Origin of the sequence: Cyanobium sp. FACHB-13342 (genome assembly GCF_014697415.1) — a bacterium.
Classification (GTDB): domain Bacteria; phylum Cyanobacteriota; class Cyanobacteriia; order PCC-6307; family Cyanobiaceae; genus Cyanobium_A.
The window spans coordinates 147,120-171,486 of sequence record NZ_JACJRT010000003.1 but is presented as its reverse complement, the minus strand read 5'-3'; the positions used below and the strand labels follow the sequence as shown (position 1 = coordinate 171,486).

The 24,367-nt window shown below is 68.5% G+C and carries 28 protein-coding genes and 1 tRNA gene; 16 read left to right on the top strand and 13 right to left on the bottom strand.

What is annotated here, in order from left to right; all coding sequences use genetic code 11:
* Positions 1 to 10: 10 nt before the first annotated feature.
* Positions 11 to 586: a DNA-3-methyladenine glycosylase gene (locus H6G16_RS02375; protein WP_347238759.1), complete on the bottom strand. Its 576-nt coding sequence runs from the start codon at positions 584 to 586 to the stop codon at positions 11 to 13.
* Between the two features lie 76 nt (positions 587 to 662).
* Here H6G16_RS02375 and H6G16_RS02370 point away from each other — a divergent pair, with 76 nt between their 5' ends.
* Entirely contained in the window at positions 663 to 800 is a 138-nt protein-coding gene (locus H6G16_RS02370) for a hypothetical protein (RefSeq protein ID WP_190388714.1), read from the top strand.
* On the opposite strand, the gene H6G16_RS02365 is transcribed toward H6G16_RS02370, so the two are convergent.
* Entirely contained in the window at positions 797 to 1,093 is a 297-nt protein-coding gene (locus H6G16_RS02365; protein WP_094559170.1) for a DUF6679 family protein, read from the bottom strand. The genes H6G16_RS02370 and H6G16_RS02365 overlap by 4 nt on opposite strands.
* A gap of 63 nt (positions 1,094 to 1,156) precedes the next feature.
* On the opposite strand from H6G16_RS02365, the gene H6G16_RS02360 reads away from it, so the two are divergent.
* Both H6G16_RS02360 and gatC read left to right on the top strand, forming a co-directional pair.
* Positions 1,157 to 1,939 (top strand): creatininase family protein, encoded by a 783-nt coding sequence (locus tag H6G16_RS02360; RefSeq protein ID WP_190388713.1) that lies wholly within the window; start codon positions 1,157 to 1,159, stop codon positions 1,937 to 1,939.
* Positions 1,940 to 1,971: 32 nt separating this feature from the next.
* Positions 1,972 to 2,265 (top strand): Asp-tRNA(Asn)/Glu-tRNA(Gln) amidotransferase subunit GatC, encoded by a 294-nt coding sequence (gene gatC / locus H6G16_RS02355; RefSeq protein WP_190388712.1) that lies wholly within the window; start codon positions 1,972 to 1,974, stop codon positions 2,263 to 2,265.
* Here gatC and crtR read toward each other — a convergent pair.
* Positions 2,262 to 3,251 (bottom strand): beta-carotene hydroxylase, encoded by a 990-nt coding sequence (gene crtR / locus H6G16_RS02350; protein ID WP_242036110.1) that lies wholly within the window; start codon positions 3,249 to 3,251, stop codon positions 2,262 to 2,264. The genes gatC and crtR overlap by 4 nt on opposite strands.
* A 106-nt stretch (positions 3,252 to 3,357) precedes the next feature.
* Positions 3,358 to 3,439, bottom strand: a tRNA-Leu gene (locus H6G16_RS02345).
* A gap of 65 nt (positions 3,440 to 3,504) precedes the next feature.
* Here H6G16_RS02345 and H6G16_RS02340 point away from each other — a divergent pair.
* The 3 genes from H6G16_RS02340 to H6G16_RS02330 all read left to right on the top strand — a co-directional run bounded on the left by H6G16_RS02340 (position 3,505) and on the right by H6G16_RS02330 (position 8,844).
* On the top strand, positions 3,505 to 4,113 hold the full coding sequence (locus tag H6G16_RS02340) for a Ycf66 family protein (RefSeq protein ID WP_190388710.1): 609 nt from the start codon (positions 3,505 to 3,507) through the stop codon (positions 4,111 to 4,113).
* A 112-nt stretch (positions 4,114 to 4,225) separates the two neighbouring features.
* Complete coding sequence (gene ileS / locus H6G16_RS02335; RefSeq protein ID WP_242036121.1) at positions 4,226 to 7,093, top strand: isoleucine--tRNA ligase; 2,868 nt, start codon at positions 4,226 to 4,228, stop codon at positions 7,091 to 7,093.
* A complete protein-coding gene (locus H6G16_RS02330; RefSeq protein WP_190388708.1) occupies positions 7,087 to 8,844 on the top strand; it encodes a glycosyltransferase family 39 protein in 1,758 nt (585 codons plus the stop codon). Before ileS ends, H6G16_RS02330 begins: the two co-directional genes overlap by 7 nt.
* Before the next feature lie 35 nt (positions 8,845 to 8,879).
* Here the strand turns inward: H6G16_RS02330 and H6G16_RS02325 are convergent, their stop codons facing one another.
* Positions 8,880 to 9,236 carry a hypothetical protein gene (locus H6G16_RS02325; protein WP_242036109.1) on the bottom strand — a complete coding sequence of 119 codons (357 nt, stop codon included), beginning with the start codon at positions 9,234 to 9,236 and terminating at the stop codon, positions 8,880 to 8,882.
* An 11-nt stretch (positions 9,237 to 9,247) separates the two neighbouring features.
* Positions 9,248 to 9,865, bottom strand: coding sequence for a DUF3177 family protein (locus H6G16_RS02320; protein ID WP_190388748.1), 618 nt, complete (start codon positions 9,863 to 9,865; stop codon positions 9,248 to 9,250).
* Positions 9,866 to 9,937: 72 nt separating this feature from the next.
* Here H6G16_RS02320 and H6G16_RS02315 point away from each other — a divergent pair, with 72 nt between their 5' ends.
* From H6G16_RS02315 to H6G16_RS02300, 4 genes are read left to right on the top strand one after another with little or no spacing between them, the layout of a single operon-like run.
* A complete protein-coding gene (locus tag H6G16_RS02315) occupies positions 9,938 to 11,206 on the top strand; it encodes an FIST N-terminal domain-containing protein (protein ID WP_190388707.1) in 1,269 nt (422 codons plus the stop codon).
* Between the two features lie 2 nt (positions 11,207 to 11,208).
* A complete protein-coding gene (trmB, locus tag H6G16_RS02310) occupies positions 11,209 to 11,922 on the top strand; it encodes a tRNA (guanosine(46)-N7)-methyltransferase TrmB (protein WP_190388747.1) in 714 nt (237 codons plus the stop codon).
* A gap of 16 nt (positions 11,923 to 11,938) precedes the next feature.
* Positions 11,939 to 13,255, top strand: coding sequence for an IctB family putative bicarbonate transporter (locus H6G16_RS02305; RefSeq protein WP_199289094.1), 1,317 nt, complete (start codon positions 11,939 to 11,941; stop codon positions 13,253 to 13,255).
* Positions 13,248 to 14,210 (top strand): BadF/BadG/BcrA/BcrD ATPase family protein, encoded by a 963-nt coding sequence (locus tag H6G16_RS02300; RefSeq protein WP_347238757.1) that lies wholly within the window; start codon positions 13,248 to 13,250, stop codon positions 14,208 to 14,210. The genes H6G16_RS02305 and H6G16_RS02300 overlap by 8 nt, the downstream gene beginning before the upstream one ends.
* Before the next feature lies 1 nt (position 14,211).
* Here the strand turns inward: H6G16_RS02300 and glmM are convergent, their stop codons facing one another.
* Positions 14,212 to 15,618 carry a phosphoglucosamine mutase gene (glmM, locus tag H6G16_RS02295; RefSeq protein WP_190388706.1) on the bottom strand — a complete coding sequence of 469 codons (1,407 nt, stop codon included), beginning with the start codon at positions 15,616 to 15,618 and terminating at the stop codon, positions 14,212 to 14,214.
* 43 nt (positions 15,619 to 15,661) lie between these two features.
* Positions 15,662 to 15,877 (bottom strand): hypothetical protein, encoded by a 216-nt coding sequence (locus tag H6G16_RS02290; RefSeq protein ID WP_190388705.1) that lies wholly within the window; start codon positions 15,875 to 15,877, stop codon positions 15,662 to 15,664.
* 54 nt (positions 15,878 to 15,931) lie between these two features.
* Here H6G16_RS02290 and H6G16_RS02285 point away from each other — a divergent pair, with 54 nt between their 5' ends.
* Positions 15,932 to 17,944, top strand: coding sequence for a lytic transglycosylase domain-containing protein (locus tag H6G16_RS02285; RefSeq protein ID WP_190388704.1), 2,013 nt, complete (start codon positions 15,932 to 15,934; stop codon positions 17,942 to 17,944).
* Here H6G16_RS02285 and H6G16_RS02280 read toward each other — a convergent pair.
* Positions 17,941 to 18,417 (bottom strand): hypothetical protein, encoded by a 477-nt coding sequence (locus H6G16_RS02280; protein ID WP_190388744.1) that lies wholly within the window; start codon positions 18,415 to 18,417, stop codon positions 17,941 to 17,943. The two genes, H6G16_RS02285 and H6G16_RS02280, sit on opposite strands and share 4 nt — an antisense overlap.
* A 5-nt stretch (positions 18,418 to 18,422) precedes the next feature.
* Positions 18,423 to 18,836 (bottom strand): NIL domain-containing protein, encoded by a 414-nt coding sequence (locus H6G16_RS02275; RefSeq protein WP_190388703.1) that lies wholly within the window; start codon positions 18,834 to 18,836, stop codon positions 18,423 to 18,425.
* Between the two features lie 56 nt (positions 18,837 to 18,892).
* Here H6G16_RS02275 and H6G16_RS02270 point away from each other — a divergent pair, with 56 nt between their 5' ends.
* Together H6G16_RS02270 and thyX are read left to right on the top strand one after the other, a co-directional pair.
* Complete coding sequence (locus H6G16_RS02270) at positions 18,893 to 19,456, top strand: thioredoxin domain-containing protein (RefSeq protein WP_190388702.1); 564 nt, start codon at positions 18,893 to 18,895, stop codon at positions 19,454 to 19,456.
* Positions 19,457 to 19,476: 20 nt separating this feature from the next.
* Positions 19,477 to 20,202 (top strand): FAD-dependent thymidylate synthase, encoded by a 726-nt coding sequence (thyX, locus tag H6G16_RS02265; protein WP_190388701.1) that lies wholly within the window; start codon positions 19,477 to 19,479, stop codon positions 20,200 to 20,202.
* Here thyX and dcd read toward each other — a convergent pair.
* On the bottom strand, positions 20,199 to 20,792 hold the full coding sequence (dcd, locus tag H6G16_RS02260) for a dCTP deaminase (RefSeq protein ID WP_190388700.1): 594 nt from the start codon (positions 20,790 to 20,792) through the stop codon (positions 20,199 to 20,201). The two genes, thyX and dcd, sit on opposite strands and share 4 nt — an antisense overlap.
* Complete coding sequence (locus tag H6G16_RS02255; protein ID WP_190388699.1) at positions 20,792 to 21,442, bottom strand: cob(I)yrinic acid a,c-diamide adenosyltransferase; 651 nt, start codon at positions 21,440 to 21,442, stop codon at positions 20,792 to 20,794. Before H6G16_RS02255 ends, dcd begins: the two co-directional genes overlap by 1 nt.
* A 233-nt stretch (positions 21,443 to 21,675) precedes the next feature.
* On the opposite strand from H6G16_RS02255, the gene ntcA reads away from it, so the two are divergent.
* The 3 genes from ntcA to H6G16_RS02240 are packed head-to-tail and all read left to right on the top strand — an operon-like array spanning position 21,676 to position 24,129.
* Positions 21,676 to 22,416 carry a global nitrogen regulator NtcA gene (gene ntcA / locus H6G16_RS02250; RefSeq protein ID WP_190388698.1) on the top strand — a complete coding sequence of 247 codons (741 nt, stop codon included), beginning with the start codon at positions 21,676 to 21,678 and terminating at the stop codon, positions 22,414 to 22,416.
* Positions 22,417 to 22,459: 43 nt separating this feature from the next.
* Complete coding sequence (locus tag H6G16_RS02245) at positions 22,460 to 23,647, top strand: DUF3084 domain-containing protein (RefSeq protein WP_190388697.1); 1,188 nt, start codon at positions 22,460 to 22,462, stop codon at positions 23,645 to 23,647.
* Positions 23,644 to 24,129 carry a resolvase gene (locus H6G16_RS02240; RefSeq protein WP_190388696.1) on the top strand — a complete coding sequence of 162 codons (486 nt, stop codon included), beginning with the start codon at positions 23,644 to 23,646 and terminating at the stop codon, positions 24,127 to 24,129. Before H6G16_RS02245 ends, H6G16_RS02240 begins: the two co-directional genes overlap by 4 nt.
* On the opposite strand, the gene H6G16_RS02235 is transcribed toward H6G16_RS02240, so the two are convergent.
* Positions 24,107 to 24,364, bottom strand: a complete 258-nt coding sequence (locus H6G16_RS02235) for a DUF3146 family protein (protein ID WP_190388695.1) — start codon at positions 24,362 to 24,364, stop codon at positions 24,107 to 24,109. The genes H6G16_RS02240 and H6G16_RS02235 overlap by 23 nt on opposite strands.
* Positions 24,365 to 24,367: the final 3 nt, after the last annotated feature.

Genomic DNA, 24,367 nt, shown 5'->3' with positions numbered 1-24,367 from the left:
CATCACCAAGCTAGGGCTGGCGGTCGCCTTTGGCCCGCCTGCTCACGCTGCGGCTGGCGCGCAGGTACCAGCGCCAAGGCAGGTCCTGTCCCTGGGAGATGCCGATGCGGCTGGTCTGGGTCAGGGTGAGATCAGCCGCGAGCGCAGGGGGGCGTGGGGCCAACCAGAGACCGGAATCCGGCTGCACGGGCAGCGCGTTGTGGCTTTTGGTGAGCCCAAAGCGCCGAGCCAGCAGCGCCGGACCTGCCGCCACCCGGTCGGGCTCGCCAGGCAGGGCCACGGCCCGCAGCAACACGCCGTTGGCCCAATCAGCGCGGCCGGTCACCACATTGACGCAGTGGTGCATGCCATAGCTCACATACACATACCAACGCCCAGGCTCCCCAAACAGGGTTTCATTGCTGGGGGAGCGGCGGCGATGCCCGTGGCAGGCGGGCTCCTCCTGGGAATAGGCCTCCGTTTCCACAAGTACGCCCCAGAGCAGCTCGCCATCGGCTTGGCGTTTCACCAGCAGGCAGCCGATGAGCTCGGGGGCGACGACCTCGGCGGGGCGGGCGAAGAAGGCCTTCGGCAACGGATTCCCCACACTGGCGCCGCCCGGCTCGCCCGCAGGGGCGTCAGCCAGCAGACTGAACTCCAATGCATCAGGCCCCTGGGCTGCCATGAACTCCTCCGGCTTCACCCTCGCCACCGTGCTGGTCTTCGGCAGCGGTCTGTTCGTACTGGCCACCCTGTTCTTCGGCACCAAGGGCGGCTACTACGACACTGACAACTACGACGGCAACGGCACCGCCCACTAGGGGTTGCTGAGCCGCTCCGCTTCTGGGCAGTCTTCGGAGGTGATCACGTCATCCGGGCTGCCGCTGCGGCACACATAGGCCAGGCGGGTGCTGACGGCTCCGATCGAATCGAGGCGCACGCTCTCCTCCCAGCTGTGGGTTTCGTCGTCGTCCTCGGCGTCGTAGCGCAAGGTGACCAGATCGCCCTCGATCTCCACCACCGTGGCCTCCTCAATCCAGCGCTGCTGATCGCGCAGGAACACCCACACCGGGCGCTGTTCGGCACAAAACTGGTAGAGCTTGCGGTGCAGCATGGGCCTTGGGCACTGCTGGCACTGAAATCCTAGGCAGCCCGCCCGGGCCCGTTGCTGTTCACGATGACCCAATCCGCCCCCCGGGCCGCCAGCCCCACCGAAGCCATCCGGCTGCAACTGCGCAGCTGGCCTGAAGTGGAGGCCTACCTGGAGCACTGCAAGGGCGTGATCGTGCCCCTGGGCTCAACCGAACAGCACGGCCCCACCGGCGCCATCGGCACCGATGCCCTCACCGCCGAAGCCGTGGCCCTGGAGGTGGGCCGGCGCACCGGCGTGCTGGTGACCCCCGCCCAGGCATTCGGCATGGCGGAGCACCACCTCGGCTTTGCCGGCACGGTGAGCCTGCAGCCCTCCACCCTGCTGGCGGTGCTGCACGACATCGTGCTCTCCCTGGCTCGCCACGGCTTTGAGCGGATCTACGTGATCAACGGCCATGGCGGCAACATCGCCACCAGCAAGGCGGCCTTTGCCCAGGCCTATGCCACCGCCGCCGACCGGGGGCTCGCCGTGGCCCCGCAGCTGCGCTGCAAGCTGGCCAACTGGTTCATGGCCGGGCCCGTACTGCAGGAGGCCCGCAGCCTCTACGGCGACGAGGAGGGCCACCACGCCACCCCCAGCGAAATCGCCCTCACCCTGCACCTGGAGCCCAGCCTGCAAACCAAACAGCGGCCCCTGCCCGAACCGGCCCCCGCCGGGCCGATCCATGGTCCGGAGGATTTCCGGAGCCGCCACCCCGATGGCCGCATGGGCTCCAACCCCTTCCTGGCCCAGGCCAGCCACGGTGAACGCTTCCTGGATCTGGCCGCCACCGCCCTGGCCGCCGACCTGGAGGCGTTCCTGGCCTGAGCGCTAGCGTCGTGCCCAGCCCGCAACCCCCGATGAGCAAGATCACCGCCGACGACGTGCGCAAAGTGGCCCAGCTGGCCCGCCTCGCCCTGCCGGAGGAAAAGATCGCCACCTACACCGGGCAGCTGGAGCGCATCCTCGACTACGTGGCACACCTTGAAACGGTGGACACCGAAGGGGTGCCTCCCACCACCCGCGCCGTGGAGGTGGTGAACGTGACCCGCGAGGACGTGGTGACCCCCACCAATGTGCGGGAAGAGCTGCTGGATGAAGCTCCCCAGCGGGAGGGAGATTTCATCCGGGTGCCCAAGATCTTGGCGGACTAGCGGACTGGCGACTCACGCACGGGCGAAACAGCCGTTTTGTGCAGCAGCTCCAACACCCGTCGGCGTGCATGGCGGGTGGGCATGAGGGCGGCAATGGGCCGCAGTTTGCTGCGCTTCTTGCGGTGGCTGCGCACCCCCAAAAAGATGTCGTAGAGAAAGTTCAATCCGTCACTTTTGCTTTCAAACAGACCGAGCCGTTGCGGTGATCCTTTGGCATCCAGAATCGGCTTGGTGGCGTGATAGGCAGGCCGATATTCAAACCAGGGAATCGATGGCCAGAGGTGGTGGATGAGGTGGTAGTTCTGCCCCATGATCAACCAGTTCATCAGCCGGCCTGGATAGACACGGGAATTGTGCCAGCGGTTGCGGGACTGGAAGGGGCGATGGGGCAGATAGTCGAAGAACAGACCCAGGGTGACCCCCACCATCAAGGCAGGAGCGAACCAGCAATTGAAGATAAATGTGAGAAACCCACCTTGCGCTGCAGCAATCACAATGGTGGCAAAAATTCCACGGGCAATTCCCCACTCGAGCAGCTCATAGCGGCGCCAAAGACGGCGACGAAAGAAGAACAGCTCGTGATAAAAGAAACGCGGTGCAATCAGCCACAGCGGCCCAAAGGTGCTGACGATGTGATCCGGATCGTTCTTGGGGTCGTTGACATGGGCGTGATGCTGCAGGTGCACCCGGGTGAACACGGGGAAGCTGAAGCCCAGCAGCAGGGCGGCGCCATGGCCCATCACCGCATTCCAGAAGCGGTGGGGATGGGCGGCGTTGTGGCAGGCGTCATGAATCACCGTGCCCTCCAGGTGGAGGGCCAGGAAGCCGGTGGCCAGCAGCACCGGCAGGGGCCAGCCGCCCACAAACCAGCCCCAGATGGTCAGGGCGGCCAGGCCATAACCCGCCAGAAACAGGCCCACCGTGGGATTCCAGGCAGCGGGCGGATCGAGAAACTCCCGCGGCACCAAGCGTGACGGGGACGGCATGTCAGCCGTGGGAGCGAACCCAGGGGGGGTGGCAGCCAGAAGCTCTGTCATCGCGGCTGAAGCACGCCCCAAAACGTTGTCTCCCGGCAACCTAAGAAAACGTTGATGCCCACCGGGGGACTTGAACCCCCACGACCAAGGCCACTGGTACCTAAAACCAGCGCGTCTACCAATTCCGCCAGGTGGGCGCCTCGCGACTGTAGGGACAGCTCCGCGAAGACGCCCACAATGGAGGCCTCCATTCCTCTTGGCCATGCTCGCCACCCTGGGCGGTCTCCTGGCGCTGCTGCTGGGCCTCACCATCCTGCTGCTGCCGCTGCTGGCCAGCGAACTCAGCCGGCCCCGGGATTCGGCGTGGGGTGCCGTGGTGCTGCTGCTGGGCCTGGTGCTCGTGACCAGCGCCGATCGGCTCACCGGAGCCCCGATGCTGGGCGTGCTCAGTGGCGGGCTCCTGATCGGCCGCCTGGCGGCGGAGGTGTCCCAAGGGCGCTGGCGGCAACTGAGCCCGGAGGAGCAGCAGCGGCTCTGGTCGAGGGAGCGTTGGCAGACGAGCCTGCAGCAGGCAGGAGCCACCCTGGCCCATCTGATCGCCGTGGTCACCACCGCCGGCAGTGGCCTGGGCGAGTGGCTGGCACAGCGCCGCCAGCCCAAATCCAGCGGCAAACGCTGGGTGCGCCCCGAAGCCCCCGAAAGCTCCGAGAGCTCCGAACCAGGCGAGTTCCCTTCCGAGCCAAGCGATCCAGTGGTGGTGAGCTCCTTTGCCGAGATCGACGCCCTGATCGACGCCGCGCCAGAACCCGCCACACCTGACCCAGAAGCCCCGACCCCCGAGCCCCAGGCCACCAGCGGCCAGGCGGGATAATCAGCCCTTGCTGCTCCCAGGCGACGTGACCGCCAGCCCTGCGCCCGAACCCACCGCTTCGGGGCAGACCTCCTACAAGGACACCCTCAACCTGCTGCAGACGCCCTTCGCCATGCGGGCCAACGCCAAGCAGCGGGAGCCCCAGATCCAGGCCTTCTGGGCTGAGCAGCGCCTCTACGAACGCCTCAGCCAACAGAACCCCGGGGAGACCTTCACCCTGCACGACGGCCCCCCCTATGCCAACGGGGCCCTACACGTGGGCCACGCCCTCAACAAGATCCTCAAGGACATCATCAACAAAACCGCCCTGCTCCAGGGCAAGAAGGCGCGGTTCATCCCCGGCTGGGACTGCCACGGCCTGCCGATTGAGCTGAAGGTGCTGCAGGGGCTGAGCAGCGGCGAGCGGGCCGAGCTCACCCCGGTGAGCCTGCGCCAGAAGGCCCATGCCTATGCCCTGGAGCAGGTGGAGGGCCAGAAAGCCGGCTTCCGGCGCTGGGGCATCTGGGCCGACTGGGAGACGCCCTACCTCACCCTGCAGAAGGACTACGAGGCCGCCCAGATCGGTGTGTTTGGCGCCATGGTGCTGGCGGGCCACATCTACCGGGGCCTCAAGCCGGTGCACTGGAGCCCCAGCTCCCGCACCGCCCTGGCGGAGGCCGAACTCGAATACCCCGACGGCCACACCTCCCCAAGCGTGTTCGTGGCCTTCCCGGCCGTGCAGCTGCCCGAGGGCCTAGCCGCCCAGCTGAGCGCCGCCGGCCTCAGCCCGGAAGCTGCCACCGCCGCCGGGGGCCTGGCGGTGGCGATCTGGACCACCACCCCCTGGACCCTGCCCGCCAACCTGGCGGTGTCGGTGAATGGGCGGCTCGACTACGCCATCTGCGCCGTGAGCCCCCGGGGCGAGAGCGCTGCGCCCGCTGCCACCCACCTGGTGGTCGCTGCTGAGCTGCGCGAAAGCCTTGAAGCCAGCCTAGGGCTGGCGCTGACGCCGCTGTTGGGCGTGAAAGGCGCTGATCTCGAAGGGATCGTCTATCGCCATCCGCTGCTGGAGCGCACCAGCCCGGTGGTGATCGGCGGCGACTACATCACCACCGAAGCTGGTACGGGCCTGGTGCACACCGCTCCCGGCCACGGCGTGGACGACTTCAACACCGGCAAGACATACGGTCTGCCGGTGCTCTGCCCGGTGGATGAGGCCGGCAACCTCACCGCCGAAGCCGGCCCCTTCGCCGGCACCAACGTGCTCAAGGACGCCAACCCCACCATCATCGAAGCCCTGGAGGGCACCGGCCTGCTGCTCAAGCAGGAGCGCTACGAGCACCGCTACCCCTACGACTGGCGCACCAAGAAACCCACCATCTTCCGCGCCACCGAACAGTGGTTTGCCTCGGTGGAGGGCTTCCGCGCCGCGGCCCTGGAGGCGATCGCGGCGGTGGAATGGCTGCCGGCCAGCGGGCGTAACCGCATCGAAGCGATGGTGAGCGAGCGGGGCGACTGGTGCATCAGCCGCCAGCGCACCTGGGGTGTGCCGATCCCGGTCTTCTACCACCGTGAAAGCGGTGAGGTGCTGCTGAATGACACCACCCTCGCCCACATCCAGGCCCTGATCGCCGAGCACGGCGCCGATGTGTGGTGGCAGCGCGACGAAGCCGGCCTGCTGCCGGAGCCCTATGCCGCAGACGCGGCCCAGTGGCGCAAGGGCACCGACACAATGGACGTGTGGTTCGACTCCGGATCATCGTGGGCCGGCGTCTTGGGCGGACTCGCGGGCAGCGCGAGCCGTGCCCCCGAACTCCACTACCCCGCCGATCTGTATCTGGAAGGCAGTGATCAGCACCGCGGCTGGTTCCAGAGCAGCCTGCTGACCTCCGTGGCCGTCAACGGCCACGCCCCCTACAAACGGGTGCTCACCCACGGCTTCACCCTCGATGAGAAGGGCCGCAAGATGAGTAAATCCCTGGGCAACGTCGTTGATCCGGCGGTGCTGGTGGAGGGCGGTAAGAACGAAAAGCAGGAGCCGCCCTACGGCGCCGATGTGCTGCGCCTATGGGTGAGCTCCGTCGACTACTCGGCCGACGTGCCCCTGGGCCCGGGGATCGTGAAGCAGCTGGCCGACGTGTACCGCAAGGTGCGCAACACCGCCCGCTACCTGCTGGGCAACCTGCACGACTTTGACCCGGCCCGCGACGCCGTCCCCTACGCGGCGTTGCCGCTGCTCGACCAGTGGATGCTGCAGCGCACTGCCGCGCTGATCGAGAGCGTGAGTGGCGACTTCGAGCGTTTCGAGTTCTACCGCTTCTTCCAGGCCCTCCAGAACTTCTGCGTGGTGGACCTCTCCAACGTCTACCTCGACATCGCCAAGGACCGCCTCTACGTGAGCGGTGCCCAGGAGTTCCGCCGGCGCAGCTGCCAAACGGTGCTGGCCCTGGTGGTGGAGCGTCTGGCGGGGCTGATCGCACCGGTGCTCTGCCACATGGCTGAAGACATCTGGCAGAACCTGCCCTACCCGGTGGCCGAAGCCTCGGTGTTTGAGCGCGGCTGGCCCAGCGCACCCGACGCCTGGCGCCGGCCCGAGCTGGAGGCGCCGATGGAGCGAATCCTGGAGCTGCGGGCCCTGGTGAACCGCCAGCTGGAGAGCTGCCGCGCCAGCGGAGCCCTGGGCGCCTCCCTCGAGGCCCAGGTGCACCTGGAGCTGGGCGAAGGCGCCGAGGCCGCCGCCGCCGCATTGCAGTGGCTGGCGAATTCAGCCCATCCCACGGTCGACAACCTGGCCGATTGGCTGCTGGTGTCATCCCTGCAGCAGGCAAGCCCGGCTCCCGCCGACGCCATCGCGGAGGCCAGTGAGGGCGGCATCACCGTGAGCATCACCAAAGCGGAGGGGGAGAAGTGCGAGCGCTGCTGGCACTACGAAACCGACATCGGCCTTCACAGCACCCATCCCAGCCTCTGCGGCCGCTGCGTGGCGGTGCTGGCGTGCTGAACCAGACCTCCCGGAGAGAGAGCCGCAGGCCCAGCACGCTCGAGGCAGCCGCGCTGGGGCCATGGGCCACGGGCCTCTGGCTGGCCTTGGTGTGCGGCCTGGCCTTCTTCCATGGCCTGTTCACACTGGCTCCACTCGATAAAACCGAGGCTCTCCAGATTGGCATCGCGGAAACGATGCTCCGTCACAAGGCATGGATCGTTCCTGCGTGGAACGGCCACCTCTATGCGGACAAACCGCCGCTTCCCTACTGGCTCGCCGAACTGGTGTGGAGCCGTTTTGGGCTGAATCCAGTCCTGGCCCGCATCCCGGCTGCCCTCGCCGCCACCGCGGGCGTCGCCAGCCTCACCTGGCTGACCCACCGGGGCTGCCGCCAAGACCTGCCGGCCCGGGAGACCTGGGCGCGAACGGCCCTGGCCGGCACCCTGCTGGCCTTCAGCCCCGGGTGGATCGCCTTCGGCCACACGGCCGTTCACGACATCTACCTGGCCCTCGCTGTCCTGCTGGCTCTGGGAGGTTATGCCCTTGGCTTTGGCGGGGCCAGCCAGCGCAATCGACCGCTGCTAGGAGCCCTGTGGATCGGGCTGTGCTGTGGTTTTGGATTCCTGGCCAAAGGGCTGCTCGGCATCGGCCTGCCCCTGCTCATCATCGCGGTGGATGCCGCCGTCCACCCCGCCAGCAGACGCCTGCTGCTGCGCCCAGGCTGCCTGGCCCTGTTCAGCGCCGCCCTGCTTGCAGTCGTGACCCCCTGGGCAGAGGCACTGATCAGCGGCCACCACTTGGCCTACATCCAGGGCTTCCTGGGATTCAGCCACCTGCAACGGGCAACCCGGGCCGTGGACGGTCACGCCCAACCCCTGCTGTTTTACCTCCCTGTACTCCTGGGCCTGATCTGGCCCTGGTGGCCCCTCCTGCTGTCAGCCCTGGGGCAACTCTGGCAACGTCGTCGCCACTGGCGGCAGGCAGAGGGAGGGATCGAGCGGCTGCAACAGCTGGCAGCGGTGTGGCTGCTTCTGGGCCTGGCCCTGTTCACCGCGATTCCAACCAAGCTGCCCGGCTACGTGCTGCCACTCCTGCCCGCAGCAGCATTGCTGATCGCAACCGCCCCCAGGCATCCAACCTGGTGCCTGCGCCTGGTGAGCCTGCAACTCGGGCTCGTGAGCGCCGCCCTGATGGTGGGGCTGATCAGCCTGCGGCTGGGCCAGCTGGGGAGTTATGGACAAGCGCTGCAGGCCGCTCCCGGGGGAACCATGCTCTGGCTTGCCGGAGGCGGCGGCCTGGCCCTGCTTGCTGCGCTGTATGGAGGCTGGAGCCATCGGGGCCCGCAAGCCCCGGGTCGGCGCTGGCTGGGTCTGCTGAGCAGCATGCTGCTGCTGGTGAGCTGCCTACCCGCCCTGGCCAGGCCCTACCGGCAACTGGAGCAGCAACCGGTTCTGGAGCTGGCCCGAGCAGCCCACCGCCGACACGGCAAGGCGGATGTGCTCTTCGTGCTCGGACGCCCGCGCTACAGCGTGGTGGCGGATGCCGAGCTGGATACGATCTTCGGCTCGCCCCTGAACGCGCCCTCGGCGAAGCCAATGTCCAGCCTTGCCAACTGGAAACGCCACGGCCACGATCAAGAGGCCCTGGTGCTGGGCAGCTGCCCCTCCGTCGAGGCCCTCGGGGAGAACCCTTCCCTGGGGATCACGCTGCTGGAGCAGCGCCGAAGCACCTGCCTGGCCCGCCTGCACCGGAAGTCCCCCAAGCCGTGAAGAATGGCTGCTGGCTGCGCAGCTGCTCCCCCCATTCACCGCCAACGCCCGGAATCCAGGAACACCTCTGGGGAGGTCGGCCCCGCGAGCACCTCCTCTCCAGCCGGCTTGAGCGGCGCCCGCAGCAATTCAGCCGCTGCGATCTGGGTGCCTTCGGGCAAGACCGGGCTGTCGGGATCAAACGCCGTGGGATGGGTGACGCTGCTGGAGAAGCCACGAAAAATCAGCAGCTCAAACGGCTCAGCCTGCTGGCTCTGCAGAGCTGGATCGGCAGGCAGGGTGCCGCGCAGCCGCAGCACGCGATCGGGATGGTGGCGGCTCAACGCCTCAAGACCGGCCAATAAAGCCATCACGGATTCACCCGGCTGGATCTGGGCATCGTGCGGATGCATGGCAGCTCCCCTCAGAACTCACCAGCGACCCGGCCCTGCTTGGGCAGGCGCACGAGCAGCCACTGCAGCAGACCCACGCCATAGGCCACCAGCCCCAAGTAGCCGATGAAGGCCGCAACCGAGGGGGTCCAGGAGCCGCCAAACACGAAGGCAAAGACGGCGGCCACATGCTGGTGCAGTCCGAGGGGAGGCTCGATCCAGACGGTGCAGCGGGCGCCAGCCAGGGCGGAACTGTTCAGACAGGCGAGGGCCGTGACACTGAAGGCAGCGCCGAGCAGGCCCCACACCGTCAGGCTCCAGCGCCAGATGCGCAGGGTGAGGGGCAGGGGTCTCCAGGGCGGCAAATCGTCCAGTTCCTCGTTGAGATCCACCCAAAACCAAACGCTCACCACCACCAGCACCTGGGCCAGCACCGCCACCAGGAAACCGAGGGGACGGCGATCGGTGAGCAGCAGGGTAGCCAGGAGCAGCAAGCTGGCCACCTTCCAATAAATGCCCAGCAAGCGCACCAAGGCACCTTCCCGACGCACGGCGGCCCAAACCAGCAAGACCAGGGGCACCCCGAGGCTGAACAACACGGCCACGCGGACGTCGAGCCACACCAGCGAGCGGTACAGCGGTTCTGGCAGGGCGGGGAGCACGCGAATGGTTCGGTAAGGCGCCATTATCCGTGGCCCCCGGCGGGCGATAGGGTCCGCTCCATGGCTGCTTTACCCCTGCCCCGCTGGCTCTCCAGGCCCTTCAGCGCCCGGCCTCGCCAGGCCTGGTGCCGCACCGCCCTCGCGACAGAGACCTCGCTCCAGGCTGCGGTGGACAGCATTGTCCAGCAGCTGAGGGGGGCGGGACCAGCCGATCTGGCCCTGGTTTTTGCCGCTGCAAGCTTCGCCAGTGACCTGCCCAGGCTGCTGCCCCTGCTGCGGCAGACCTTGCAAGCCCAACACTGGCTGGGCTGCCTGGGCGGAGGCGTGGTGGGCACTGATGGCGCTGGAGTGCCCCACGAGCTGGAGAACCAACCAGCCCTGAGCGTCACGCTGCTGCATCTGCCGGGAGCCGAGCTCCGCCCCTTCGCCATCGACACCAGCACCCTGCCCGACCTCGATGGACCGGCCGACCCGTGGCGGGCCCTGCTGGGGGCGCCCGAAGCCCCCAGCCCCTCGATGCTGCTGCTGGTGGATCCCAGCTGCCCCCGCATCAACGACCTGATCAGTGGCCTGGATTACGCCTGTCCCGAGGCGGTGAAACTCGGCGGCATCGCCGGCCAGCACAGCGCCCCCCACGGATCCCTGCTGTTCGGCGACCAGGTGATGCAAGGGGCTGTGGGCTGCCTGATCGGCGGCGCCTGGCAGCTCGACCCGCTCGTCGCCCAGGGCTGCCGGCCGATCGGTCCGGTGTTCGATGTGGAGCAGGTCCAGCGCAACGTGGTGCTGGAGGTGAGCCAGGGTCAGGCCCGGCGCAGCCCCGTGGCCGCTTTGCAGGCGATCCTCACCGAGCTCAGTCCCCAGGAACGGGAACTGGTCAAGCACTCGCTCTTTCTTGGGGTGGGCCGCAGCAACTTCAGCCTGGAGAGCGCGGACCCCGCCGAACCCGGTGCCTTCCTGGTGCGCAATCTGATCGGCGTGGATCCCCGCAACGGGGCTGTGGCCGTGGCCGAGCGGATGCGCGTGGGACAACAGATCCAGTTCCAGCTCCGCGACGGGGCCACCTCCCGCCAGGAGCTGCGCCAGCTGCTGAGTCGCCAGCGCACCCGCACAGCCGAGCCCCTCGCCACCCTGCTGTTTGCCTGCCTGGGCCGGGGGGAGGGGCTCTACGGCGAAGCCGATGGCGATGTGACGCTCTGCCGCGAAGCCTTCCCAGAGGTGCCGATCGCCGGGGTGTTCTGCAACGGCGAAATTGGCCCGGTGGCAGGCAGCACCCACCTGCATGGCTACACCGCCAGCCTGGCCTTTCTGGTGCCCAGCGAGGAGGGCTGATGGTGCGCCAGCACGTCAACCCCCTCAGCCGCTTTTTCCAGCAGCCCCGGCCCCTGCCGGCGCCGGCTGCCCTGTTCCGGGTGCCGGAGCAGCCTTTGCACCTCGACATCGGCTGCGCCCGGGGCCGCTGTCTACTGGAGTTGGCCCAGCGGCAACCCGAGCGCAACCACCTCGGCGTGGAGATCCGCCGGCCCCTGGTGGTTGCGGCCGAAGCCGACCGCCAGGCCCTCGGACTCGACAACCTGCACTACCTCTTCTGCAACGCCAACATCAGCCTGCAGGACTGGCTTGGGTCCCTGCCCGCCGGACTCCTGGAGCGGGTGTCGATCCAGTTCCCGGATCCGTGGTTCAAAAAGAAGCACCACAAGCGTCGGGTCCTGCAGCCCGCCCTACTGCTCGCCCTGGGTGAGGCCCTGGCCTGCGGCCGGGAGCTGTTCATCCAGAGCGATGTGCTGGCGGTGATCACCCCAATGGTGGAGCTGATCGAGGCCAGCGGAGGCTTTGATCGCCCGCCCCAAGACAGCCGTCCCTGGCGGGCTGACAACCCCTTGCCGGTGCCCACCGAGCGGGAAACCTACGTGCTGGCCCAGGGTCTGCCGGTGTACCGGGTGCTCTACCGGCGCAACAGCCAGAGCCTGCCGCCGCTGCAACAGCTGCTGCAGGAGCTGCCGCAAGGCCTGGAGGATCCCGACGCAGGGGTCGATAATCCGGCCTGACGCCAGCCTCCGCCCCTTGAGTGCTCCCCCCTCCCCCCTTCTGCTGCGCTGGCAGGGCTGTCTGCGGAGCGCCCCCAGCGGCGCCCTGGGGCGGCAGCTGACCCTGCTGTCGGGCCTGGTGCTCTGCGCCCTGATGGCGGGCCTGCCCCTGGTGACCCGCAGCGGCCTGAGCCTGCTGGTGCTGGCCAGCGGCCTGCTCTGGCTGCTGCTGGCTCTTCGCACCACGCCGGGACCCCTGGTCGAGATCGACCGCTGGATCCTGGGAATTCTGGCCCTGGCCCTGCTGGCCACGGGATTTTCCCCGGTTCCCCTGGCCGCCGCCAAGGGCCTGGTGAAGCTGGTGAGCTATCTGGGGGTGTACGCCCTAATGCGTCAGCTGCTGGTGGCCGCACCACTCTGGTGGGACCGCCTCGTGGCGGCCCTGCTGGCCGGGGAACTGATCACCAGCGTGATCGGCATCCGCCAGCTCTACGGCGACTCCACCGAGCTGGCCCGCTGGGCGGACCCCAATTCGGTGGCCGATGGCACCGTGCGGATCTACAGCACCCTGGAGAACCCCAACTTGCTGGCGGGCTACCTGCTGCCGGCCCTACCGCTGGCCCTGGTGGCCCTGCTGCGCTGGCAGGGCCTGGCCCGCAAGCTGTTTGCCCTGACGGCCCTGGTGCTGGGCGTTGCCGCCTTGGTGCTCACCTACAGCCGCGGTGCCTGGATGGGCCTGGTGGCCGAAGCCGGCGTGATCGTGCTGCTGCTGGCCGTTCGCGGCACCCGGGCCTGGCCACCCCTGTGGCGCAAGCTGTTCCCCGTACTGCTGCTGGTCGGTGGGGCAGCCCTGCTGGTGGTGGTGGTGACCCAGGTGGAACCCCTGCGGGTGCGGGTGATGAGCCTGGTGGCCGGCCGCCAGGACAGCTCCAACAACTTCCGCATCAATGTCTGGCTGGCGGCTTTGGACATGATCCAGGCCCGGCCGTGGCTGGGCATCGGCCCGGGCAACGACGCCTTCAATCAGATCTATCCCCTGTTTCAGCAACCGAAGTTCAACGCCCTCAGCGCCTACTCCATCCCCCTGGAACTGGCCGTGGAGGCTGGGATCCCAGGGCTGCTGGCAGGGATCGGCCTGCTGGTGGCCAACCTGCGCACGGCCACGGCCCTGTGGCGCGGCGATGGCTTCTTCAGCCTGCCGGCCTTGGCCGTGATCGCCGTGATCGCCGGCCTGGCCGTCCAGGGACTCACCGACACCATTTTTTTCCGCCCCGAGGTGCAACTGGTTGGTTGGTTCTGTGTGGCCACCCTGGCCGCTGGGGCCGCTCCAGCAGCCTCCCGGGACCGTGGCTGAACTGGCCCTGATTGCCGGCTTCGATGCCGGCCAAACCCACACCAGCTGCCGCCTGAGCGAAGTCAACAGCCCTGTGGTGCTGGCGGAAGGGGAGGGGCCGGGCGTGTGCCACCTGGCCGCCCCCGACGGCCCCAGCCGCTTCCGCCGGGCCCTGCAAGCCAGCCTCGACAACGCCTGCGGACAGCTGAAGGCCCAGGGGCAACTGCGGGCCGCCGCCATTGGGGCCAGTGGCGTCGAAGTGGGCAGCCCGGTGCAGAGCTCTGCCCAGGCGCTGGCAGCCGAAGCCCTCGGTCTTGCCCTGCCGCACGTGGTGGTGACTGGCGATGAACGCACCGCCCTGCGCGGCGCAATGGGCAACCACCGGGCCGGCATTGTCGTGATCAGTGGCACGGGCACCATTGCCGTGGGCCGCAATGCGGCCGGGGTGGAGCACCGCTGTGCCGGCTGGGGCTGGCTGCTCGATGGAGCGGGATCGGCGATGGACCTGGGCCGCGACGGCCTGGCCCTGAGCCTGGAGATGGCCGATGGCCGCCGACCGGAATCGCCCCTGCGCGCCCGGATCTGGGCCGGTTTGGGCCTGGCAGCCGACGACCCCGAAGCCGCCCAGGCGATCAAAGCCCTGGTCGTCACGCCTGAGTTCGGGCCCGCGGGTTTTGCCCGGCTGGCCCCCCTGGTGGTGGCCGCCGCCGCTGAGGACGATCCAACGGCATCTGCGGTGGTGGAGCGCTCAGCCCTGGCCCTGGCGCGCATGGTGGCCACCATCAGCCAACGGCTGGAACTGGTCGCCCCGCCGGTATGGCCCATGGGCGGCGCCCTCGAGCACCTGGAACTGCTGCGCAGCCAGCTAGCCGCCCACCTGGAGATCCTGTGTCCGGGAGCACGGCTCCTGCCCCCCGCGGGGGATGCCTGCAGCGGCGCCCTCAACCTGGCCCGCGACTGTCTCAACAACCCCTGATCTAGGCGGCGTTGAGGTGCTGCTCCGCCTCGGCGGCCAGCTGGGCGGCCCAGTGGTCCACCAGCTGCTGCTCTGCCGCTTCCACCATCACCCGCAGCAGGGGCTCGGTGCCACTGGCCCGCACCAGCACCCTGCCGCGACCCTCCATCGCCGTCTCGGCCGCGGCCACGGCCTGCCGCAGCGGTTCGCACTGCTGCCACTGCTGGCGCCGCTGACGATCAGGCACCGTCACGTTCACCAGGGTCTGGGGATAGGGCTGGAAGCTGCTGTCCATCCAGTCAGCCAGGCTCTGGCCGGAGCGGTGCAACAGGGTGGCCACCTGGAGGGCGGTGAGCAGTCCATCGCCGCTCATGCCGTGGCGCGCCGAGAGGATGTGGCCCGACTGCTCGCCGCCGAGCCCGGCCCCCATCTGCTCCATCGCCTGGTGCACGTACTGATCCCCCACGGCGGTGCGCTCCAGCACGCCGCCCTTGGCCTGCCAGGCCCGCTCGAAACCGAGGTTCGACATCACGGTGGCCACGATGCGGTTGGCCGGCAGCTGGCCATCGGCCAGCAGCGATGACCCCCAGAGATAGAGAATTTGGTCACCGTCCACCACCCGACCGCGGCCATCCACGGCCAGCATCCGATCGGCATCGCCATCAAAGGCGAAGCCCATGGTGGCCCCCTTCTCGAGCACGGCTTGCCGCAGGGGCTCCAGGTGGGTGCTGCCGCAGCCCACATTGATGCGCGCGCCATCGGGCTGGCCATGCAGCACCGTGAGCTCAGCACCTAGGGCGCGGAACACCGCTTCGCCGCAGGCTGTCGCCGAGCCCCAGCAGAGGTCGAGCACGATGCGGCAACCCTCAAGGCGCCGTCCCATCACGCTGGCCAGGAGGGCCTTTTGATAGTCGGCGATCAGGTCGTGGCGGTCGCAGACGACACCGGTGCCGCTGAAGCCGCCGGAAGCCCCCTGGGCCGGGGCACTCCCCACTCCCTGCAGACCCGCCTCGATCGCCTGCTGCTGGCCCCGACTCAACTTGGCGCCGGAGGCGCCGAACACCTTGATGCCGTTGTCGTGAGGGGGGTTGTGGCTGGCCGACACCATCAGCCCGCCGGCCGCCCCCAGGCGCCGGATCGCCCCCGGGATGGCCGGAGTCGGACAGAGGCCCAGGGTCCACACCTCCCGGCCCGCCGCGGTGAGCCCCGCAGTGAGCGCCGCCACCAGCATCGGGCCACTGCTGCGGGAATCCGTGCCGATCAGCACTGGCGCACCGGGCGGCAGCACCTGGCCGCACCAGAACCCCACCTGCATCGCCAGGGCCGGACTCACCTGGGTACCCACGCGGCCACGGATGCCATCGGTGCCGAAGCCGGCCACACCTCCCCGCAGGGGGTGACCGACGGGATGGGGAGCCAGCTCGGCCATGGGCAGATGCCACGAAGGAGCTCAGGCTACGTGGAGTGATCAGCTAGCTCCAGCGCCGGGGCCACCAGATCCAGCGCACCAGCTCCCACACGGCCCACAGCAACAGCAGGCCCACCACCCAACCGGGCAGCCAGATCAGCGGCCACCAGGGACGCAACAGCAACACCAGACCCGCTGCCGCCAGCACCCGCAGTGCCCGCAGACGCTGGGTGGCCCCAGGCAGGCTGGAGAGGTAGGGAGGCAGGGAAGGCAGGCGCACCAGCGGAGCCGTTTCACACGTCTCCAGAATGCCGAAGACCCGCCGCCCTCGCCCTTGGCACGCCTCCCCCTGCTGCTGGCGCTCACCTGCCTGGGCAGCGGCGCCGGGCTGGTGGCCGGCCGAGCCCTGCTGGCCTGGATTCCCGCCGCCGATCCCCAGACCTCCACCGCCAGCCTGCAGCGCCTGGCCTGGCTCTCGCCGGATCCGGAACGGCGGCGGGAGGCACGGCTGCTGCTGGTGCAGCGGCAGGGGGATGATCCCGTGCGTGAGCGCGTTCTGCTGCGCGGCCAGGGCTGGGGACCCGATTCCCTCGCCGCCCTGGTGCTCAAGCGGGATGCCCTGGCCGCCGAAGCCCTGGGGGATCCGGCCACCGCCCAACAACGCTGGCAGCGGCTGGTGCAGCGCTTCCCCCAGACCCCGGCCGCCGCCGATGGGCTCTATGCCCTGGGTCGCCAACGCCCCGCGCTGCGCCAGGAGCTGCTGCAGCGCTTTGCCGCCCATCCAGCGGCCCTGGCCGCAGCGCTGGAGACCGGTCCTGCACCCTCGGCCCGCCTCGCAGGGGCCCTCCACCTGGCCCGCCATGGCGTGCGCTGGCCGGGCGCCGAACCGCGGCTGCGCCAAGCCTGCCAAAGCAACACCGCCGCGCCCAGCCGCGCCCAGCGCGATCAACTCGCCGCAGGCCTGGCCCAGCTGGGCAACGGCGCCGCCGCCCTGGCCTGCCTGCAGGGCCATCAGCCGGGATTGGACACCCAGTTGGCCCTGGCCAAAGTCCTGCTGGCAGGAGGCGACGCCCAACAGAGCCAGGCCCGGGAGCGCTTGCTGCAGCTGGCCCGAGCCGCTCCCCGATCTCCCCAGGCGAGCGAAGCCGTCGCCCTGCTCAGCGACCAGCCCGGAGCCAGCACCCTGAAGGCCCTATCCAAGCTGCCACCCAGCCTGCAGGCCACGGCCCCTGTCCAGGCCCGGCGAGCTCTGGAAAGTCCGGGCACCGGGGCCGTGCTGGCGGTGCTGGAGCGCTGGCCCACCGATCCGGCCAGCTGGGAACTGCAATGGCAGCGCAGCCGCCAGGCCCTGCTGGCCGGCCAATGGGCCACGGCCCAGACCCTGCTCATGGCGCCGATCGGACAGGCGCTGCCCCCGGCCCTGGCAAGCCGCCAGCGGTTCTGGCTGGGGTTCAGCCAATGGCAGTTGGGGCAGCGCACGGCCGCCCGCGGCACCTGGAGCGCGCTGCTGCAGCACCAGCCCGAGGGCTTCTACGGCTGGCGCGCGGCCGTGCGGCTGGGCCGGGGGGATCTCAGCCTCGATCACGAGCGCCATTCCGCCCTGGCTGCCCCCAGCTGGCAGCCCCTGGAGAGCGGCAATGGGGAACTGGACCGGCTCTGGCGCCTCGACCAGCCCCTGGAGGCCTGGGAGCACTGGCGCACGGCACGCAGCCAGCCCCCCAGCGCACCGCAGGAACTCGTGCTGGAGGGCCGCCTGCGCCGGGGCGTGGGCGATCACTGGATGGGCCTGGGCCAACTCGAGCAGGCCAGCCTGCGCCTCACACCCCAGCGCTCCGGCCTGCCCCCCGGGCCGTACTGCAGCCTGAGCCGCCAACTGGCGCGCAGCCTGCAGACCCCCGCCTTCGTGGCGGAGCTCAACCAAGCCGCCGCCGCCACCGGGATTCCTGCCACCCTGCTGGCCGCTGTGGCCAAACAGGAATCCCGCTTCAGCCCCGGGGTGAGTTCCCCTGCCGGAGCGGTGGGGCTGTTGCAACTGATGCCCGCAACCGCGGCCGAGCTGGCCGACGGCCCGCTCCAGCCCGAAGCCCTCACCGATCCGAGCCGCAATGCCCAACTGGGAGCCCTCTACCTGGCGCAACTGCAACGCCAATGGCAAGGCAATCCCATCCTGATGGCCGCCAGCTACAACGCGGGCCCCGCTGCGGTGGCGGGCTGGGTGAGTCCCCAGCTGCAGCAGGATCCCGAACTCTGGATCGAAGCGATCCCGTATCCCGAAACCCGGCTCTACGTCAAAAAGGTGCTCGGCAACCTCTGGAACGTCCAACAGCAGCCGCTTCCAGCCTGTTAGAGGCTGCCGCCGCTGCTGGCCAACCAACGGCCGACCCCAGCACCAGCCAAGACGAGCACCCCGAGCACGGCCGCCATCAGCAGGGGAGGAGGCGCCACCCGAACCCGGGCCAAATCCAGGCGGGCCAGCAAGACGGTGGTGCCCAGAATCAGCACGTTGGTCAGCACCTTGAGGTGCAGCAGGTAAAGGCCACCCACCGTGACGATCAACAAACTGATCACCAGGCTCATCACCCGACTGGCGGCCATCAGGCTGGACACCCGCTGCAACAACAGGTCGGGCATGGTGCAGACCACCACCACCAGCAGGGCATGAAGGCAGTCCAGTGACCAGAACAGGCTGGACAGCTGGGCCATGCCCGAAGGCACGGCGCCCTGGAGGGGCTGGCTCCACTGCAGTCCTTCGTAGACGGCGATGGCCACCAGCACCAGCAGCATGGGCGCCCGCAGGGGCAGCAGCAGCAGACGGAACATCGCCTTCACGGGGGGGCCAGCACCAGGGCAATCGCATCCAGAGGACAACTCGGAATGCACTGCTCGCACACCAGACAGCGTTGCGCATCGAAGTGCAGCTGCCAAGCCGGCTGCCGCAGCGCCAGGGCACCACTGGGGCAAACGCTGGAACACAACCCGCAATCGACGCAGCGCCCACGGTCGATCGCGATCTGCCCCGGAGCCCGGTTGAGGCCGAGCCCCTGGCTCTCGAGCCAGGCCTCTGCCGCCGCGAGCTCGTCGATATCTCCCGAGAGCTCCACCACCATGGTGCCGCTCTGGTTGGGGGCGATCTGGGCCCGCAAAATCTTGGCGGCAATATCGAAATCCACCGCCAGCCGGTAGGTGATCGGCTGGTGCACCGCTTCCCGGGGAAAGTGCAGGGTGAGGCGCCGCTTCACGGAAAGGGCCCCAGTGCCGACTTCAAAACGCTAGCAAGCACTGGCAAAGTGCTGCCATGACCAACTCCTCCCCCAACCCTGGACTGGGTCAGAACGAACGGCTCCTGCTCGTGGTTCTGGCAGCCCTGCTGGCGGCCGGCCTGCTCTGGTTCCGCGGCGGCCTCCATCCCGAGGCTCCCTTGGAGCGGCTGGCCCGCCAGTCCCTGGATCTGCCGGTGGCCCTGGGCAACGGCAAACCGACGGTGGTGGAGTTCTACGCCGACTGGTGCGAGGCCTGCCGCAGCATGGCGCCGGCCATGGAGACGATCGAAGCCCAACACCGGGGCAGCCTCGATGTGGTCCTGCTCAACGTCGACAACCCGCGCTGGCAACCCGAATTGGAGCGCTATGACGTCAATGGCATTCCTCAATTGGAGCTGTTCAATGCCGCTGGCGAGGCCGTCGGCCGCTCCATCGGCGCACGCAGCCTGAGCGAACTGCAGGCCCTCACGGGCGCCCTCCTCACCGGCAGCCCGCTACCGGCCTTCGCCGGCGTCGGAGCGGTGAGCAGCCTGGATGCCGGCGACCGCACCACGGCCTCAGATGCTGCGACGATGGCGGGACCCCGCAGCCACGCCTAATTTCCCCCCCGCAATCCGCCATGGATCCCCGTTTCCGCGTCGCCCTGATCGCCGCCACCCCCAATCCCCAGCAATGCGTGTATGCCGGCATGCACCAGGACTACAGCGAGGGGTTCGTGGCCGCGGACGCCGCCAACTGGCCCGATGAAGCCAAGGCCGGCGAAATTTGCGTCAAGCGGTTGCTGGCCGGCGAGCGGGGGCACTACGGCCCCCTGGAGCATGCCCAGATCGTGCTGAACGTGGGCTGGTTTCCTCACTCCGTGATGCAGCAGGCCCGCACCCACCGGGTGGGGGTGAGCTTTGACGTGCAATCGATGCGCTACACCGGCGATCGCATCTGCAAAGCAGCCCAGGGCGACTTGGAGCTGGAAGAGGTGTTCTATCTCCGGCCCATTGGCAGCTACAGCGACCGGCAGGGCAAGAAATACACCTACTCCGCCGAGCAGCGGGCTGTGGATCTGGATCTCTGCCGGGCGGCGGCGGAGCGCTACCGCGACCTCCTAGCGGCAGGCTTTGCCGAGGAGCATGCCCGCGGCATCCTCCCCTTCGACTACCGCCAGCACTTTGTGGTGAGCTTCACCCTGCGGGCCTTCCTGCATTTCCTCGACCTGCGGGCCAAGCTCGACGCCCAACAGGAAATCCGTGAACTCTGCGACCTGATGTGGCCCCACCTCCAGGCCTGGACGCCCCAGTTCGCCGACTGGTACGAAAAAAGCCGGCTCCATAAAGCTCGGCTGGCTCCCTAAATCCGGGCGAGGGTGACGCGCTCAGGTTGGTGTTGGTACTTGCCGGCCCGATCCTGGTAGGTGGTTTCGCAGGGGTCGCCCTCGAAAAAGAGCAACTGACAGATGCCCTCATTGGCATAAATCCGGCAATCGGCGCCGGAAGAGTTGCTGAACTCGAGGGTGAGATGGCCCTCCCAGCTGGCTTCCGCCGGGGTGGTGTTCACAATGATGCCCAGCCGGGCGTAGGTGCTCTTGCCCAGGCAAATCACCGTGATGTTGGCGGGCACCTTCATCTTCTCCAGCGCCACCCCAAGGCCATAGGAGTGGGCCGGCAGGATGAAATAGGCCCCATCGTCGTCGTGATGCAGGGGCGCAGGCTCGAGATTGGCGGGATTGAACCGCTTGGGGTTCATCACCGTCCCGGGCACGTGCCGGAAGATCAGAAATTCCTTAGCCGAGAGGCGCAGGTCGTAGCCATAGGAGGAGCAGCCGTAGCTGAGCACCGGCGAGCTGGAATTCTCAGGATCGAGGTGGCGCACCAGGCTCGATTGAAAGGGCTGGAGCATTCCGGCAGCCGCCTGCTCATTGATCCAGCGGTCGTTCTTGAGCATCAGAGACCTCGACGCAGCTGGGTGACCTGGTCTGCCATGGCCATCAACTCCGTGGCCATCGCTGGTCCGGTCAGGATGACATCCAGATGGGCCGGTCGGCGCTCCAGGACAGCCAGCACCTCCGCCTTCTCGATGTAGCCCAGCTCCACGGCCAGGCCCAGCTCATCGAGCACCATCAAATCCACCGCGCCACTCAGCAATTGTTCGCGGCTGAAGGTCCACACCTGGCGCACCGCCTCCACCGCGTCTGGGTCCTGGTCGGCAGCCAGCTCGGAGAGGCAGGCAGGCACGCCGGGCCTGAGCCATTGGAGACGCCCGCACAACCAGAGACTGCTCTCGAGCCCCTGATCGACGCCACCCTTGAGGAACTGGCTGACCAACACCCGGCTGCCCAGCCCGGCGGTCCGCAGGGCCTGACTCAACACCGCGCCGAAGCTGCCCCGGAAAGGAGCGGTGTGGATCTGAAGCAGGCCCTCCTGCTGGGCCACCAGGCGCAGCAACGGAGCCGGCGAAGCCACGCCCAGGGGGCGATGGCCGGGACGCTGGGGATGGCGTTGAGCCCACAGGGCAGCGGCACCAGCTGGGCCCGCACCCGAGGAGCCAGCTCCGGATCCGGAGGTCAGACCTGGGACAGGCAAGCTGGCGGTCATTCACACCCTCCAAAAAACGTGCTGCAGGGAGACCCCTGGGAGCAAAGCCGCCGAACGACCTCGCAAAGCTGAATGTAGCGGGATCGGGCCGTTCCACAAGCCGATGACACCATCCATGGTGGAAACATCCGTACTGGTGGGACCGGGCCAACCAGGCCCCCGGGCAAAGCGTGTGCATTGCTACAGGGATGACCCCGGGTGATCCTTAAGGTCCCGCCACTTGCCCTGTCCCCATGGTTGGCGCCACCCACGGATTCAGCCGTATCGCCAACACCCCGTCCACGGGAGCTCCTGGCGTGGTGGCCGGGATGGGGAGTGCGGGCCAGGGCAACCCCACCCTGCTGGAGGTGATCCGCGGCCTGTCTGGCAGCAGCGTCGAAACCATCGAACGCGGCAAGACGATCTTTTTCCCGGGGGACCCGGCCGAACGGGTCTATCTGCTGCGCCGGGGCGCCGTGAGATTGTCCCGGGTCTACGAGTCAGGGGAGGAGATCACGGTGGCCCTGCTGCGGGAAAACAGCCTGTTTGGCGTGCTCTCCTTGCTGACCGGCCAGCGCTCCGATCGCTTCTATCACGCCATTGCTTTCACCCGGGTGGAGATGGTGACCGCACCGGCCACCTCCGTGCGCCGCGCCATTGAGCAGGACGCCAGCGTTGGGCTGCTGCTCCTGCAGGGCCTCTCCTCCCGCATCCTGCAGACCGAAACGATGATCGAAACCCTCACCCACCGCGACATGAGTTCGCGGCTGGTGAGTTTCCTGCTGGTGCTGTGCCGCGACTTTGGCGTACCCAGCAGTGAGGGGATCACCATTGACCTGCGCCTGTCCCATCAGGCCATCGCCGAAGCCATCGGCTCGACGCGGGTGACGATCACCCGGTTGCTCGGCGACCTCCGCAACGAGGGCCTCGTGCAGATCGACCGCAAGAAGATCACCGTCTTCGACCCGATCGCCCTGGCCAAGCGCTTCAGCTGAACGGCGCCAGACCAGGGATACTGGGGCCCGTTCGCAAACGCATGTGACGGGCTGGCTGCTGATCCTGGCGCTGCTCGCCTTGGGGGGAGCGCTCTCCACCCTCGGGGACCGGCTGGGCAGTCGCGTGGGCAAGGCACGGCTGAGCCTGTTCCGGATGCGGCCACGGCGCACGGCGGTGGTGATCACGGTGCTCACCGGCAGCCTGATCAGCGCCGTATCCCTCGGCCTGATGTTGCTGGTCAGCGAGCGCCTGCGTACGGGTCTGTTCGAGCTGGACCGGCTGGAGGCGCGCCTGGCCAACAGTCGCCGCCAACTGGCCAGCAGCCAGGCAGAGCTCAACCGGGCCGAACAGGGGAAACGGCAGGCCCAACAGCGTTTCGAGCAAGCCCAGGCCAGGGCCAGCCAACTGCGCCTGGAGCTGGCCCCCTTGCTGGCCCAGCGCAACCAGCTCGAAGCGGAACGCGGCCGCCTCAGCCGGGACGTGCAGGACCGGGACGCGGAAATCCGTCGCACCGAAACCGAACTGGCCCAGGTGCGCCGGCGCATTGCCGCCGGGGCCCAGGAACTGAAGGATCTGGAAACCAACCTGATTGCCCTGCGCCGCGGCGATGTGGTGATCACCAGCGGCCAGACCCTGGCCAGTGCCAAGGTGACCATGGACCGCCCTGAGCAGGCCAAGGGGGTGATCACGGCCCTGCTGCAACAGGCCAACCTCCAGGCCTTCCGGCGGGTGCTGCCTGGCCAGCCGGTGGACCGCCAGATCCTGCTGGTGCCCAAAAGTGACATCACCAAACTGGAGGCCCTGCTCGCCAAACCCGGCAGTTGGGTGGTGAGCATCCTGTCGGCCGCCAACGTGTTGCGGGGCGAACGGCAAGTGCTGGCCTTCCCCGACCTGCGCCCCAACCGCCCCGTCGTCAAGGCAGGCGACGTGCTGGCCAGCACCACCATCGAAGGCGACCTCACCGGCCTGGAGCCCATCAATCGCCGGCTCAACCTGCTGCTGGCCGCCGCCTACGCCCGGGCCCAGCGCCAGGGATCCCTGGTGGAAGGGCTTCAATTCAATGCGGCGGCTCTCACCCAACTGGGTCGTGAGCTGCGGGAGCGGCCCGAGGGTCAGGTGGCCCAATTGGAAGCCATCGCCCTCGCAGATGCCGACACCGCCGATCCGATTGGGGTTGAACTGCGCTGGGTGCGGGCGACGACGGCACCGATCAGCCCGCGACGGCCATGAACGGCAGCCCCATCGCCCCCCGGACACGGACGCTGATCGCCGGGCTCGATCCGGGCCACAGCAAATGTGGACTGGTGCTGGCCGATACCGAGCGGAACCTGGTGCTGGAAGCCGCCATCCTGCCTCCCCAGGACTGCGCCAACCTGCTCCAGGGCTGGCAGCTTCAGGGATTGGAGTCCGTCGTGGTGGGCAACGGCACCGGCAGCCGCCGCTGGCGAGAGCAGCTGGGCCAGCTGCACCTCCAACCAGAGCTGGTCAATGAGCACGGCAGCACCCTGGCGGCGCGCCAGCGCTACTGGGAACTCTGCCCGCCCAGCCCCTGGACGCGCCTGGTGCCAGCTGGTCTGCGGCTGCCCCCCCGGGACATCGACGATGTCGTGGCCCAGCTGCTGGTGGAACGCCATCGCGGCATCCAATTGCAACGCACCTCAGCGGCGGTGCAGCGAACGCTGACGGCCCCTAAAACTTGGCCCGCACGGTGAAGACGTAGTCGCCGCCGGCCTCAAGCTGGTAATCCACCTTGAGCAAATAGCGCAGCAGCGCATCTTGGATAAGGGCACGCCCCAGCGACGGCTCCACATGGAGTTCACCGCGGTCAAAAGCCCAGCGAAAACTCCACTGGTAGCCCCCAGCGCTCACCTCCCCCTCCAGCACCCGTTGGCTGAAGCTCTGATGGAGCACGCGCAGCTGGGCGGTGGTGGCGGGAAGGCGGGCCATCGA